This window comes from Parvibaculum sp., assembly GCF_035325945.1.
In the GTDB taxonomy this organism is placed as follows: domain Bacteria; phylum Pseudomonadota; class Alphaproteobacteria; order Parvibaculales; family Parvibaculaceae; genus Parvibaculum.
This window is the reverse complement of sequence record NZ_DAOKYX010000010.1, coordinates 57,900-71,334: the sequence shown is the minus strand read 5'-3', so window position 1 is coordinate 71,334 and position 13,435 is coordinate 57,900. Positions and strand designations below refer to the sequence as shown.

Annotated in this window: 12 protein-coding genes; 8 read left to right on the top strand and 4 right to left on the bottom strand. The window is 64.4% G+C overall.

Translation table 11 applies throughout. From position 1 onward, the window contains the following. Nucleotides 1–67 precede the first annotated feature (67 nt). The 4 genes from PKA57_RS07290 to rarD all read left to right on the top strand — a co-directional run bounded on the left by PKA57_RS07290 (nt 68) and on the right by rarD (nt 6,023). Nucleotides 68–1,729: an NAD+ synthase gene (locus tag PKA57_RS07290; protein ID WP_324299021.1), complete on the top strand. Its 1,662-nt coding sequence runs from the start codon at nt 68–70 to the stop codon at nt 1,727–1,729. A 68-nt stretch (nt 1,730–1,797) separates the two neighbouring features. After that, entirely contained in the window at nt 1,798–3,144 is a 1,347-nt protein-coding gene (gene gltX / locus PKA57_RS07285) for a glutamate--tRNA ligase (protein ID WP_324299019.1), read from the top strand. A gap of 221 nt (nt 3,145–3,365) precedes the next feature. Continuing rightward, nucleotides 3,366–5,015, top strand: a complete 1,650-nt coding sequence (cimA, locus tag PKA57_RS07280; protein WP_324299017.1) for a citramalate synthase — start codon at nt 3,366–3,368, stop codon at nt 5,013–5,015. Between the two features lie 75 nt (nt 5,016–5,090). Beyond that, on the top strand, nt 5,091–6,023 hold the full coding sequence (gene rarD / locus PKA57_RS07275) for an EamA family transporter RarD (RefSeq protein ID WP_324299015.1): 933 nt from the start codon (nt 5,091–5,093) through the stop codon (nt 6,021–6,023). 8 nt (nt 6,024–6,031) lie between these two features. Here the strand turns inward: rarD and PKA57_RS07270 are convergent, their stop codons facing one another. Further along, nucleotides 6,032–6,910 carry an alpha-1,2-fucosyltransferase gene (locus PKA57_RS07270; protein ID WP_324299013.1) on the bottom strand — a complete coding sequence of 293 codons (879 nt, stop codon included), beginning with the start codon at nt 6,908–6,910 and terminating at the stop codon, nt 6,032–6,034. Next, nucleotides 6,907–7,491 (bottom strand): TIGR00730 family Rossman fold protein, encoded by a 585-nt coding sequence (locus tag PKA57_RS07265; protein ID WP_324299011.1) that lies wholly within the window; start codon nt 7,489–7,491, stop codon nt 6,907–6,909. Before PKA57_RS07265 ends, PKA57_RS07270 begins: the two co-directional genes overlap by 4 nt. Nucleotides 7,492–7,629: 138 nt before the next feature. On the opposite strand from PKA57_RS07265, the gene PKA57_RS07260 reads away from it, so the two are divergent. From PKA57_RS07260 to pssA, 4 genes are all read left to right on the top strand, one after another. Beyond that, nucleotides 7,630–8,589 carry an Ig-like domain-containing protein gene (locus PKA57_RS07260; protein ID WP_324299009.1) on the top strand — a complete coding sequence of 320 codons (960 nt, stop codon included), beginning with the start codon at nt 7,630–7,632 and terminating at the stop codon, nt 8,587–8,589. A 154-nt stretch (nt 8,590–8,743) separates the two neighbouring features. Next, on the top strand, nt 8,744–10,666 hold the full coding sequence (locus PKA57_RS07255; RefSeq protein WP_324299007.1) for an ABC transporter ATP-binding protein/permease: 1,923 nt from the start codon (nt 8,744–8,746) through the stop codon (nt 10,664–10,666). A 180-nt stretch (nt 10,667–10,846) separates the two neighbouring features. Further along, nucleotides 10,847–11,527, top strand: a complete 681-nt coding sequence (locus PKA57_RS07250) for a phosphatidylserine decarboxylase (RefSeq protein WP_324299005.1) — start codon at nt 10,847–10,849, stop codon at nt 11,525–11,527. 24 nt (nt 11,528–11,551) lie between these two features. Next, the gene (gene pssA, locus PKA57_RS07245) at nt 11,552–12,400 is read left to right on the top strand and encodes a CDP-diacylglycerol--serine O-phosphatidyltransferase (RefSeq protein WP_324299003.1); all 849 of its coding nucleotides are present in this window, start codon (nt 11,552–11,554) and stop codon (nt 12,398–12,400) included. 46 nt (nt 12,401–12,446) lie between these two features. On the opposite strand, the gene PKA57_RS07240 is transcribed toward pssA, so the two are convergent. Further along, the gene (locus tag PKA57_RS07240) at nt 12,447–12,623 is read right to left on the bottom strand and encodes a hypothetical protein (RefSeq protein ID WP_324299001.1); all 177 of its coding nucleotides are present in this window, start codon (nt 12,621–12,623) and stop codon (nt 12,447–12,449) included. 14 nt (nt 12,624–12,637) lie between these two features. Continuing rightward, a partial coding sequence (locus PKA57_RS07235) for a methyltransferase domain-containing protein (RefSeq protein WP_324298999.1) occupies nt 12,638–13,435 on the bottom strand: 798 nt, incomplete at its 5' end.

The following is a 13,435-nucleotide window of genomic DNA, read 5'->3' as shown; positions in this document are numbered from 1 at the left end:
CCGGTAGTTGAAATCAGGAGCGCGCTCCCGGCACCCGCCCCATCGGACACACCTTTCCCCAGGCAAAATGACCGACAAACTCCGCATCGCGCTGGCCCAGCTCAATCCCACGGTGGGCGACATCGCCGGCAATCTCGGCAAGGCCATCGAGGCAAGGCGCGTCGCGGCGCTTGAAGGGGCCGATCTCGTCGTCTTCAGCGAGCTGTTCCTCACGGGCTATCCGCCCGAAGACCTCGTCCTGAAGCCTTCCTTTCAGCGCGCGGCGATGGCGGCGGCCACGGACCTTGCCCGGCAGACGGCGGATGGCGGCCCGGCGGTTCTCATCGGCACGCCATGGGTCGAGGACGGCAGGCTTTACAACGCGGTTCTCTATCTCGATGAAGGCGCAATCAAGGGGCATCGCTTCAAGGTGCATCTGCCGAATTATGGCGTCTTCGACGAGCCGCGCACCTTCGTGCCGGGGCCGATGCCCGGTCCGCTCAACATTCGCGGCGTGCGCATCGGCGTACCCATCTGCGAGGACATCTGGTCGTCCGACGTCGTGGAATGTCTTCAGGAGACGGGCGCCGAACTCCTGCTGGTGCCGAACGGCTCGCCCTATGATGCGGGCAAGTTCGATGTCCGCATCGAGCGTGTCGCCTCGCGCATCGGCGAATGCGGCCTGCCGCTCGCCTATGTGAACCAGATGGGCGGGCAGGACGAGCTTGTCTTCGACGGCGCGTCCTTCGTCATCAATACCGATCTCAAGGTCGCCGTTCAGATGCCCGCCTGGGAGGAGCGCATCGCCGTCACCGAGTGGCATCGCGCCGGCAATGGCTGGGTGTGCGACGAGGTTGAAAAGGCGGCGGTCGAGGAAGATCTGGAATCGATCTATCTCGCCCTGGTGCAGGGCCTTCGCGACTATGTACGCAAGAACCGCTTTCCGGGCGTGGTGCTCGGGCTTTCGGGTGGCATCGACTCCGCGCTCGTCGCCGCGATCGCGGCGGATGCGCTCGGGCCCGAGAAGGTCCATTGCATCATGCTGCCCTATCGCTACACCACGCCGGAGAGCATCAAGGACGCGGCCGACTGCGCGAAACTGCTCGGCGTGCGCTACGACGTGGTGGCGATCGAGGAACCCGTTCAGAAGTTCACCGAGGCGCTCGCCCCGATCTTCGAGGGCCGTCAGGCCGATACGACGGAGGAAAACCTCCAGTCGCGTGCGCGCGGCGTGATCCTGATGGCGGTGTCGAACAAGATGGGCTCGATGCTGCTCACCACCGGCAACAAGTCGGAAGTCTCGGCAGGCTATGCGACGCTTTATGGCGACATGAATGGCGGCTTCAATCCGATCAAGGACCTTTACAAGATGAAGGTCTTTGCGCTGGCGCGCTGGCGCAACGAGCACCGGCCGAAGAACTGCCTCGGCCCGGTGGGCCGCGTCATTCCCGAGGACATCATCACGCGCCCGCCCTCGGCCGAACTCCGTCCTGACCAGAAGGATGAGGATTCGCTGCCGCCCTATGCTGAACTCGATGCCATTCTCGAATGCCTCGTCGAGAAGGAAATGGCGATCCGCGATATCGTCGCGCTCGGCCATGACCGCGCGGTGGTGAAGCGCGTGGAGCATCTTCTCTATATTTCCGAGTACAAGCGCCGGCAGGCGGCTCCCGGCGTCAAGATCACCTCGCGCAATTTCGGCCGCGACCGGCGCTATCCGATCGTCAACGGGTTCCGCGATGCCGATTGATGTGGCAGGCCGCGCTCGCCCATGCCGCCGGCCGCTGGGCGGGCGTGCTGAAACCGGAGTGATGTTCGATGTCTGATCGCGTCGTCGTCCGCTTCGCGCCGAGCCCCACAGGCAGGCTCCATCTCGGCAATGTCCGCGCCGCGCTCTTCAATTATCTTTTTGCGAGGAAGGCGGGCGGGAAATTCATGCTCCGCCTCGATGATACGGACACGGAGCGTTCGACGGAGGAGTTCGCGCACGGCATCGAAACCGATCTCGCATGGCTCGGGCTTCATCACGACATCTTTGCAAGGCAGTCGGACCGTATCGCGGACTATGAAGCAGCAGCCGAAAGGCTGAAGGCATCCGGCCATCTCTATCCTTGCTACGAGACGGCCGAGGAGCTGGACCGCAAGCGCAAGCGCCAACTCGCGCAGAAGAAGCCGCCCGTTTATGACCGCGCCGCCCTTGCGCTCGGCGGGGAGGAGAGGCGCGCGCTAGAGGCGTCGGGCCGCCGCCCGCATTGGCGCTTCAGGCTCGAGGCGGAGCAGACCGCCTTCGACGATCTCATTCAGGGGCATATCGCCATCGATGCGAGGTCGCTTTCCGATCCCGTGCTCATCCGCGAGGATGGCCGCTTCCTCTATACGCTGCCAAGCGTCGTCGATGACATCGACTTCGCGATCAGCCATGTCATACGCGGCGCCGACCACATCACCAATACGGGTGTGCAGATCCAGATCGCCCGTGCGCTCGGCGCGGTGCCTCCCGCCTATGCGCATTACTCGCTCCTTCAGGGGCCGGATGGTCGTCCGCTCTCCAAGCGCGAGGACGCGGCCTTTTCTCTCGTAGCGCTGCGCGGGGAGGGCTATGAGCCGATGGCGATCAATTCGCTGCTCGCGCGTCTCGGCACCTCGGATGCGGTCGAGCCGCGTCTGACGCTCGGCGAGCTTGCGGCGGGTTTCGACATCTCGCATTTCGGCCGCGCCGACATCCGCTTCGATCCCGCCGATCTCGACAAGGTGAATGCCGCGCTCCTTCACATGCTGCCCTATGAGGCGGTGATGGGCCGCCTCGCCTCGGCGAAATGCGATCTGGGCTCCGCCTTCTGGGATGCCGTGAAGCCGAACCTTGTCCGCTTCGCCGATGTGGCGATCTGGGCGCGCGTCGTCGAGGGGCCGGTCGAGCCCGTGATCGAGGACGGGGAGTTTGCCACCGAGGCCGCCGCCATGCTGCCTCCCGAGCCCTGGGGGATGGAGACATGGGGCCTCTGGACGGAGGCCCTGAAGGGTCGGACCGGGCGCAAGGGCAAGGCGCTCTTCATGCCGCTCAGGCTGGCGCTCACCGGGCTCGACCATGGACCGGAACTCAAAAACCTGCTACCTCTGATCGGCCGAAATCGGGCCGAGGCCCGGCTTCGCGGCCTAACCCTTTGACGGGTTTGAGCTTTTTTGCGGTGAAACGAGACATGAGGACAACCGGAATGAATCCGGTTTTCAGGCCAGCGGCGTCGAAACGTCCGGCCATCATTCGGGGTCTCATTATTAGCGGCTGACATCCGTCTGCCGCCGCCGTACAAGCTCGCTTTAATTCCTTGTGAGATACAACGGTCCGGCCGCGGCAGGCGGGGTCGTCCGCGCTATTCGGAACGGTAGCGATGACCAGAGAGCGCCTATACCTCTTCGATACCACGCTGCGCGATGGTGCGCAGACGCAGGGCGTCGACTTCAATGTCGAGGACAAGCGGCTGATCGCCGGACTGCTCGATGAGCTTGGCATCGACTACATCGAGGGCGGCTATCCCGGCGCCAATCCCACCGACACGTCCTTCTTTGGCGACCGGCCGGCCCTCAAGCGCGCCAAATTCACCGCCTTCGGCATGACGAAGCGGGCAGGCCGCAGCGCGGCGAACGATCCGGGGCTCGCGGCCGTGCTCGAGCCCGACACCGACGCCGTCTGTCTGGTCGCCAAGTCGTGGGATTTCCACGTCGCCGTGGCGCTCGGCATCACGAATGAGGAAAATCTCGAATCGATCGCCGACAGCGTCGGCGCGATTGCCGCGAAGCGCCGCGAGCCGATGATCGATTGCGAGCACTTCTTCGATGGCTACAAGGCGAACCCGGCCTATGCGCTCGCCTGTGTGAAGACGGCGCTCGATGCGGGCGCGCGCTGGGCCGTGCTTTGCGACACCAATGGCGGCACGCTGCCGGACGAGGTGGAGCGCATCGTCCGCGAGGTCATCGCATCGGGCGTGCCGGGCGAAAGGCTCGGCATCCACGCGCATAACGATACGGAGAATGCGGTGGCGAATTCGCTGGCCGCCATCCGTGCGGGCGTCCGCCAGGTGCAGGGCACGCTCAACGGGCTCGGCGAGCGTTGCGGCAACGCCAACATGGTGTCGCTGATCCCGACGCTCCTTCTCAAGAAGGAATATGCCGACCGCTTCGAGATCGGCGTCGGCCGCGACGATCTCAAGCGGCTCACGCATGTCTCGCGCACGCTCGACGAGGTGCTGAACCGCGCGCCGAACCGCTACGCGCCCTATGTGGGCGAGGCGGCCTTCGCCTCCAAGGCGGGCATCCATGTTTCGGCGATCCTCAAGGACCCGAAGACCTATGAGCATGTGCCGCCGGAAAGCGTCGGCAATCAGCGCATCATCGCCGTGTCGGCGCAGGCCGGCCGCTCGAACATCCTCGCCACGCTCGAAGCCGCGGGCATCGAGATCGACCCCAAGGATGCGCGCGTGCAGCGTCTTCTCGACGAGGTGAAGGAGCGCGAGTTTCTGGGCTATTCCTACGATGGCGCAGGCGCCTCGTTCGAGCTGCTTGCGCGGCGCCTTCTCGGTCAGGTGCCGGAATATTTCCTCATCGAATCCTTCCGCGTGCTCGTCGAGCGTCGCTACAACGCGGTGGGCGATCTCGTCACCGTGTCGGAAGCGACTGTGAAGATCAACGTCGACGGCGAGAAGCTGATCTCGGTGGGCGAGGGCAACGGCCCCGTCAATGCGCTCGATCAGGCGCTGCGCAAGGACCTCGGCAAATATTCGCCTTTCATCGATGATCTGCGGCTCGCCGACTTCAAGGTCCGTATCCTGACGAGCGGCACCGAGGCTGTCACCCGCGTGCTCATCGAGAGCATGGACGGTCAGGGCAACCGCTGGTTCACGGTCGGCGTATCACCGAACATCGTGGATGCGTCCTTCCAGGCGCTGCTCGATTCCATCACCTACAAGCTGCTTCGCGACGGCGCGCCCGCGCCTGAGAGGCCCAAGTCGAAATCCTCACGGAAGACCGAAATTCGCGTCTGATCGCGCGGAGCGCATGTCCCGCCCGAAGGTAATCGCGGGCATGCGTGGCGGGCGGAGCGAACGGAACCCTGCATCATGTCCGATAGCCTGCAGTCCGAGACCGATGCCCGGCGCGAGGTGACGCTGGGCATTCTTGCGACCGGCGCGGGCTATGTGATCTGGGGGCTCTCCGTCATCTTCTACAAGCAGCTCGAGCATGTGGTGCCTTTCGAAATCCTCGCGCATCGCACGCTCTGGAGCGTCGGCCTCATCGCGCTCCTGATCTTCGGCTTGCGGCGGAGCGCGCATTTCGCAGAGTTGCTGCGCGACCGGCGCAAGCTCGCGACGCTCGCCATGACCGGCTTCATTCTCGGCTCGAACTGGTTTCTCTTCATCTGGGCCGTGAATTCGGGCCGCATCCTCGAAACGAGCCTCGGCTATTTCATCAATCCGCTGATGAGCGTTCTCGCGGGCGTCGTTCTTCTCGGCGAGCGGCTGACGCGCCCGCAGATCCTCGCCATGGCGCTTGCGACGCTCGGCGTCATCTACTTCACCTTTTCACTGGGCTTTCTGCCGTGGATCTCGATCTATCTCGCTGTGAGTTTCGCGGGCTATGGCTATCTGCGGAAGATCACCCGCGTCGAGGCGCTGGCCGGGCTTTTCATCGAGGTGCTGGCGCTGGCGCCCATTGCCGCCGCCTATCTCTTCTACGTCTCCGCGCATGGCGGTTCGGGCTTCGGCAATGGCGACTGGCTCACCGATCTTCTGCTCGCTGCGACGGGACCGATGACGACCGTGCCGCTACTGCTCTTCACCTTCGGCGCGCAGCGGATCCGCCTGACGACGCTCGGCCTGCTGCAGTATCTCGTGCCGACCATGTCTTTCGCGATCGCCGTCTGGCTCTATGACGAACCTCTCGGGCAAGGGCAGATGGTGACCTTCGGCCTCATCTGGGCGGGGCTTGCGATCTTCAGCGCCGATACGTGGCGGCGCGAGCGCGAATTGCGCCGTGTTGGCGCCGTAGCCTGACCCGACCCTCAGGGTTCGATCGGCGTCATCCAGTCAGCCGTGATGCCGGCGGGATATTCGAAGCCGAGGCCGGGTGCGAGCCATCCCTTCGGCGAAACAACGGGGAGCTTGCGGCCGCAGAAATACCCGCCCCACCATGAAAGCGTGCTGTTCGAGACGATGCCGCCGTCGCAAAGCGTCATGAGCCCGAAATCCTCATAGACATCGGCGCCCTCAAAAGCATGCATTCCGGGCAAATCCGGCGCGACGGACGCAATCTCGTCGCTGAGGAGAATGAATTGTGTATCCGGTGCCGCATGGCGGATGAGCGAGACGCCACGCCGGAAATAGTCGAGATCGAGCAATGGCGATCGCCCGAATATCCGCCAGCTCTTGTAGTCGCCCCGCCTGACATGGACGAAGGCGCGGGGGCCCGGCGGCAAGGAGGCGATGAAGGCGCGCGGCCTCGCAAGATGCGGCTCCGCGAGGCGGAAGGTCGCGTGGTTCGCATAGGCGGCGTTCTGGAAATATCCCTTGTCGATATAGATGAGCCGGTCGAAGAGGCCGTTTCGCCGCTCCACCGTCTCGCCCGCGAGGAGATAGCTTTCTCCCGCCGCCTCGTAGCGCTGCTTCCCTTGCCGGTAGCCGGTGACGACGCGAAGGTCGACGGCTGCGCGGCCGAGCAGGCGCAACAGCCGCTTGAAGTGACGCCGGGGCCGCGTATTGCGGATGTTCGTAAGCCGGTAGCGATCCCAGACAAAGCCTGCGAGCAGGTCTTCCATGCCGAGAGTGACGAGCCGGTCGCCTTCCTCGAGCACGCTGTCGAGAAACGCGGCCTGAAAGAGCTGGTTGCCGAGACGCCCGTCTGCGGTGAAGAAGGCGGCCCTGCCGGATCGCATCGAGGTCATAGGGCCGCCTCGATACGCGGCAGAATATCTTCCACCTTGTCGACCACGGCATAGATGCCGCGAATGTTCGAGCGCGCGAAGCCGGATTTGATGATGTGGTCGAAAAGTTCGACCAGCGGGTCCCAGAAGCCATTGAGATTGGCGAGGATGATCGGCCTGCTGTGCCGGCCGAGTTGCGCCCAGGTCAGCATCTCCACCACTTCCTCCAGCGTGCCGATGCCGCCGGGCAGGGCGACGAAAGCATCCGAGCGCTCGAACATGACGCGCTTTCGGCTGTGCATGCTGTCGGTGACGATGAGTTCGCTCACCGAGCCGAGCTGCACCTCGACCTTCGTCAGGAATTCGGGAATGACGCCAGTCACCCGTCCGCCATCGGCGAGCACGGCCTTGGCGACGGCGCCCATGATGCCGATGCTCGCCCCGCCATAGACAAGCTCAACGCCCTGCCTGGCGAGAATGCTGCCGAACGCGGCCGCCGCCTCCATGAGCGCCGGGTCGTTGCCGGCGCTCGATCCGCAATAGACGCAGACGCTTGCGAGCTTGCCGGTGGAGCGCCCGGCCGGGGGAAAAGAGGGCTTCACAGTGGTGCCTTATTTGCAGGGTAAGGGCTAATCTTGCGGTCGCGCCGGTAAAACGTCCCGGCACGGTACGAAATTTACCATGCCTTTTTTCGCGCGATGCGAAAAGGGTTCGGCTGATCAGGGAAGGGGCTGAGGTCGATGCGTAATACCGGATTGCTGGGGGCGGCCATTGCCGTCGTTCTGGCGCTTGTCGTCGGGGGATACTTCTATTTCTTTCACAAGCGCGGGGAAACACCTCCGGCGCCTGCGGAGCAGACAGAGCAGACACGGCCGGAGACGGGCGCCGCAGTCGAGGACAAGGCCGTTCCGACATTCGACATCGTTCGCGTCGAACGCGATGGCTCGACGGTCGTGGCCGGCCGTGCGCTGCCCGGCGCCGAGGTCGAGATCAAGGCGAATGGCGCGGTGGTCGGCACCGCGACGGCCGATGCCAATGGCGAATGGGTCGCCGTTCTCGACAAGCCGCTTCAGCCCGGCGACATCGTCATCACGCTCACGGCGCGGAACCCCGACGGCTCCACGCGCGACAGCGTCCAGTCAGTCGCCGTCAATGTGCCCGAGCAGAAGGACAAGCCCGCTCTCGTCGTCATGTCGGAACCCGGCAAGGCGAGCCGCATCCTGCAAGGCCCCGGCGTTCCCTCCGATGCGGGCAATCTCGTCCTCGAGGCCGTTGACTATGACGAGCGCGGCAATCTCATCATTTCGGGCAAGGCCGATCCCGGCGCCTCGATCCGCGTCTATATCGGCGGCAAGCCGGTGGGCGATGCGGTGGCCAATGCGCAGGGCCATTGGGAGCTGAGGCCGTCGGCCACGATCGAGCCCGGACAATATGCGCTCCGCATCGACCAGATCGATCAGGCTGGCAAGGTCGTTGCCCGTGTCGAGCTGCCCTTCGAGCGCGGCGAGCCGGGCAAGGTTCTGGAGGCGCTCAGGAAGGGCCAGGTCGTCATTCAGCCGGGCAACAATCTGTGGAACATCGCCCGCGATCTCTATGGCTCCGGCTTCCGCTACACGGTGATCTACGAGGCCAACAAGGATCAGATCCGCGATCCGGATCTCATCTATCCCGGCCAGGTCTTCACCACGCCGGCCAGGTGACGCGGGCCCTCGCGGGCTTGCCTTAATCGCCGAAGGCCCTATTTAAAGGGTATCCATCAGGACGCCCCGCCCCGGCAGCATGGCCGGGGCGGGGCGTCTCATTGGCGGCCGGATAGCATGGGGCCGCCCGCATCCAGCTCCGGGAACCTCGAGAATGAGGCATCTGAAGTCATCGGCCGGCGAAGGCGGGGCCCATCCCGTGACCGGTGGAGCTGCGCCTGCGACGCATCGCCAATGGGAAACGCTCCGCACCTTTCTTCCCTATCTCTGGCCCGTGGGCAGGCTCGATCTCAAGGCGCGCGTCGTCATCGCCATGGTGCTGCTGATCGCCTCCAAGGTGGTCACGGTCTACGTTCCCTTCCTCTATCGCGACGCGACCAATCTCCTCTCGCCGAAATCGGCGGCGGGCGCCGTCATCGCCGTGCCGGTCATGTTGATCATCGCCTATGGCGTCGGCCGCATCCTCATGGTGCTGCTCGGCCAGATACGCGACGGCGTTTTCGCCAAGGTGAGCCAGAACGCGGTGCGCGCCCTCGCACTCAAGACCTTCCGCCATCTTCATGCGCTCTCGCTCCGCTTTCATCTGGAGCGGCGCACAGGCGGGCTCTCGCGCGTCATCGAGCGCGGCACGAAGGCGATCGACCTTCTGCTGCGCTTCTCGCTCTTCAACATCATTCCGACGATCATCGAGCTTGCGCTCGTAGCCGTGATCTTCACATGGGCGTTCAACATCTGGTTCACGCTCGTCACGGCCGTCACCATCCTCGTCTATATCGCCTTCACCTTCACGGTCACGGAGTGGCGCACGCGCTTTCATCGCCAGATGAACACGCTCGACACGGAGGCCAACACCAAGGCGATCGACAGCCTTCTCAATTTCGAGACGGTCAAATATTTCGGCAATGAGGAGCATGAGGCCCGCCGCTTCGACCGCTCGATGGAAGGCTATGAGCGCGCCGCGGTGAAGACCACGACCTCGCTCTCGATCCTCAATGCCGGACAGACGGCGATCTTCACCACCGGCCTCACCGCCCTCATGCTCATGGCGGGGCAGGGCGTTGCGGACGGCACCATGACCATCGGCGATTTCGTCATGGTCAATGCCTATCTCATCCAGCTCTATCAGCCGCTCAATCTGCTCGGCACCGTCTACCGCGAAATCCGTCAGGCGCTGATCGACATGGAGACGATGTTCGATCTCCTGGAGATTCCGGGCGAGGTGCGCGACGCGCCCGATGCGCGCCCGCTCGGCGTGCGCGGGGGAGAGATCGTCTTCGAGAACGTCTCCTTCGCCTATGACAAGGATCGCGGCATTCTCGGCAATGTCTCGTTCCGCGTGCCAGCCGGGCGAACCCTCGCCATTGTCGGGCCTTCAGGAGCAGGAAAGTCCACCATCTCGCGCATCCTGTTCCGCTTCTACGACATTGCCGCCGGTCGCGTGCTGATCGACGGACAGGACATTCGCGAGGTGACGCAGGCCTCGCTTCGCGCCGCGGTCGGCATGGTTCCGCAGGACACGGTGCTCTTCAACGACACGATCCGCTACAACATCCGCTATGGCCGGCCGGACGCGACGGATGCCGATGTCGCCGCCGCCGCCGAACAGGCCCAGATCGCCGCCTTCATCGCGCGGCTGCCCAAGGGCTACGACACGGCCGTGGGCGAGCGCGGCCTGAAGCTTTCGGGCGGCGAGAAGCAGCGCGTCGCCATCGCCCGGACGATCCTCAAGAATCCTCCGATCCTCATCCTCGACGAGGCGACCTCCGCGCTCGACACGCATACGGAAAAGGAAATCCAGGCGGCGCTGAAGCGCGTTTCGCAGGACCGCACGACGCTCATCATCGCCCATCGTCTTTCGACCGTGATCGACGCCGACGAGATCATCGTTCTCGATCACGGGCGGATCGCGGAGCGCGGCCGCCACGAGGAACTGCTTGCGCTGGATGGCAAATATGCCGCCATGTGGAACAGGCAGCGCGAGGCCGACGCCGCCCGCGAAAAACTCAAGGAGACGCAGGACGACGCCTCTCCGGCCCAGCGGGCGTCCGGCTCCTTCGAGATGGCCGGAAAGGGCTGAACCCACCCCTCGCTCCCGGCGGCAATCCCGCTTTTTCCTGAATTCCAGAAAAATTCACGACGGTTTTCCGTTCGGAAGGGCGTCATGCTAGAAAGCTCGGCGGTTCCACCGTTTCCGTAAGACGGCCGAACCCACTAGACTGGCGACTTCCCAATTCGATCCGAGACCGGAAAAGGACATATGGACAGCCTGACCTCGATACTGGTGCCCATTCACCGTGAAGGCCACCGCTTCGTCATCATCTTCGCGGCGATCACGGTCGTGCTCTTCATGATCTGGCAGCCGCTTGGCTGGATCGGGGTCGTGCTGACGATCTGGTGCCTCTATTTCTTCCGCGATCCGGATCGGGTGACGCCGACGCGCGAAGGGCTCGTCATCAGCCCGGCCGACGGGGTCGTGAACATGATCACCGAAGCCGCGCCCCCGCCGGAGCTTGGCCTTGGCGAGATGCGCCGCACGCGCGTCAGCATTTTCATGAATGTCTTCAACTGCCATGTGAACCGCTCGCCCATCAGCGGCAAGGTGAAGCGCGTCGCCTATCGCCCCGGCCAGTTCCTCAATGCGAGCCTCGACAAGGCCAGCGACGACAATGAGCGCAACTCGCTCGTCATCGAGCGGGCGGACGGGCAGCAGATCGTCGTGGTGCAGATCGCGGGCCTCGTCGCCCGGCGCATCGTCTGCGACGTGACGGAGGGCCGCGAGCTTCGCGCGGGCGAGCGCTACGGCATCATCCGTTTCGGCAGCCGTCTCGACGTCTATCTCCCCGAGGGCGCCGTGCCGCTCGTCGCGGTGGGGCAGACGGCGATTTCCGGCGAAACCGTGCTTGCGGATTCCATTTCCGTGGAGCCGCATCACCAGTGACGAGGCGTTAAAGGACAAAGGCCCATGGCAAATGTTCCGCCCTTCGGTTCGCGGCCCGATGGCCGCCGGACGATCCGCGAGCGACGCACGCGCCCCTTCGGCCCCGTGCATGTCCGCACGCTGGTGCCGAACGCGCTGACGGTGCTCGCGCTCTGCGCGGGGCTTACCGCCATTCGCTTCGCGCTTGAAGGGCGGTTCGAGGCGTCGGTCGTCGCCATCATCGTCGCTTCGGTCTTCGACGGCCTCGATGGCCGCGTCGCGCGCCTGCTTCACGGCTCGACGCGCTTCGGCGCCGAACTCGATTCGCTGACGGATTTCGTCAATTTCGGCGTGGCGCCGGTGATCGTTCTCTATATCTGGTCGCTGAATGCGATCGGCGGCATCGGCTGGATTGCGGTGCTCGGCTACGCAGTCTGCTGCGCGCTGCGCCTCGCGCGTTTCAACGTCGCGCTGGAAGACCCCGACAAACCGGCCTGGACCGGCAACTATTTCGTCGGCGTGCCTGCGCCGGCGGGAGCCCTGATCGTCATGCTGCCGCTCTACCTCACCTTCATCGACGTTCCGGGCATCAAGGCGCTGCCCATCGTCGTCGCGCTGCATTGCTTCTTCGTGGCGTTCCTGATGGTGAGCCGCATCCCGACCTTCTCCGGCAAGAGAATGGGCATCCGCATCAAGCGCGAAATGGTCCTCCCGATCCTCCTGCTCGTCGGATTATCGGCGGCCGTGATTCTCAATTATCCGTGGATTGCGTTTTCGGGCATCGCGCTCGGCTATCTCGCCTCGATCCCGGTCAGCGTTTCGCGCTATCGCAAGCATCTCGCGCGCACATCGTCCGCCTGGTCGCCGGAGAACGACGATCTGCCGATCGGCTGAAGGGCAGGCTGCCGTCGTTCTGTTCCGGCGATTGGTGCAGGAAGGCTCAGCCGCGATCCGCCGATTGCGGGCGGTGGGTGCCTTCGTTGGATGTGCCCCGGTCGATCCGGACACGGCGGAGCGTGCCGGAAGCATCGAAAATGGGTTCGATGCGCCGCGGCTTGGACATGGCCGCGGGCTGGTCGGGCATCTGGATTTCCGGTGTTGGTCTTTTGTGCTTCAAGGCCGGCCTCCCGATTACTCGATCGTCATGGAATCGCTCAATGCGCGCTTGGGTGCCCGGCGCATGAGTGCATGTATGTGGAGGAGTTTCAGTCGTCCGCTTTCCAGTGCACGGCTGCGCGCGAGCCAGAGGTTTCCCTCTTTCATCAACATGCCCGCTCTTTCGGGCGAAAGTTGGGCACTTTCCAGATGCGCGAGCAGTTGCCGCCATCCGGCCTGAATGAGTGGCACATATGACGCAGTCAGATCGTCGCAAACCTTGATTTCGTAGCGAAGCTCCTGCAGCAGCTCGGCGTAATCCTCGCGCGTGGCGGGCGCGGGCTTGCGCGGTTCGGCCGCGCGCCAGTTCGCCAGCGTTTCGTCCTTGTGAAGCCGATCGGCGAGCACGAAATCGGTGAGAACGAGCGAGCCGCCATCGGCGAGCGCGCGCGACGCTGAAACGAGAAACGCCTTGCGGTCGGCGAAGCAGTAGAGCGCCTCGCGCGCGATGATCGCGGCGTATCGCCCCTCGGGCAGCCTTTCGGCCTCGGGGTCTCCGAATCGGATCGGCGCTTCCTCGCTCATGCCGAGATGATCGGAAGCGTGAGCGCCAGCCGCCGCGAAAAGCGGATCGCGCTCGATCCCCTCGACAGTGACCTTGCGGGTGAGCGCAATGGCGCGCATGCCGCCTCCGAGCCCCGGCGAAACGTCGAGGCAGGGGCGGCCGGCGGGAAAGTTCACGTTCCTGACGAGACCGAGCGTGAAGTCGGCGCCGCCCGGCAGGTTGAACCCTTCACCCCAGAGCATCTGGTTGATATCCACCAGCTCGGGCTG

What these genes read in the sequence shown, in the direction of transcription:
- PKA57_RS07290 (WP_324299021.1), top strand. Translation starts at nt 68, where the DNA reads ATGACCGACAAACTCCGCATCGCGCTGGCCCAGCTCAATCCCACGGTG.
- gltX (WP_324299019.1), top strand. Translation starts at nt 1,798, where the DNA reads ATGTCTGATCGCGTCGTCGTCCGCTTCGCGCCGAGCCCCACAGGCAGG.
- cimA (WP_324299017.1), top strand. Translation starts at nt 3,366, where the DNA reads ATGACCAGAGAGCGCCTATACCTCTTCGATACCACGCTGCGCGATGGT.
- rarD (WP_324299015.1), top strand. Translation starts at nt 5,091, where the DNA reads ATGTCCGATAGCCTGCAGTCCGAGACCGATGCCCGGCGCGAGGTGACG.
- PKA57_RS07270 (WP_324299013.1), bottom strand. Translation starts at nt 6,910, where the DNA reads ATGACCTCGATGCGATCCGGCAGGGCCGCCTTCTTCACCGCAGACGGG.
- PKA57_RS07260 (WP_324299009.1), top strand. Translation starts at nt 7,630, where the DNA reads ATGCGTAATACCGGATTGCTGGGGGCGGCCATTGCCGTCGTTCTGGCG.
- PKA57_RS07255 (WP_324299007.1), top strand. Translation starts at nt 8,744, where the DNA reads ATGAGGCATCTGAAGTCATCGGCCGGCGAAGGCGGGGCCCATCCCGTG.
- PKA57_RS07250 (WP_324299005.1), top strand. Translation starts at nt 10,847, where the DNA reads ATGGACAGCCTGACCTCGATACTGGTGCCCATTCACCGTGAAGGCCAC.
- pssA (WP_324299003.1), top strand. Translation starts at nt 11,552, where the DNA reads ATGGCAAATGTTCCGCCCTTCGGTTCGCGGCCCGATGGCCGCCGGACG.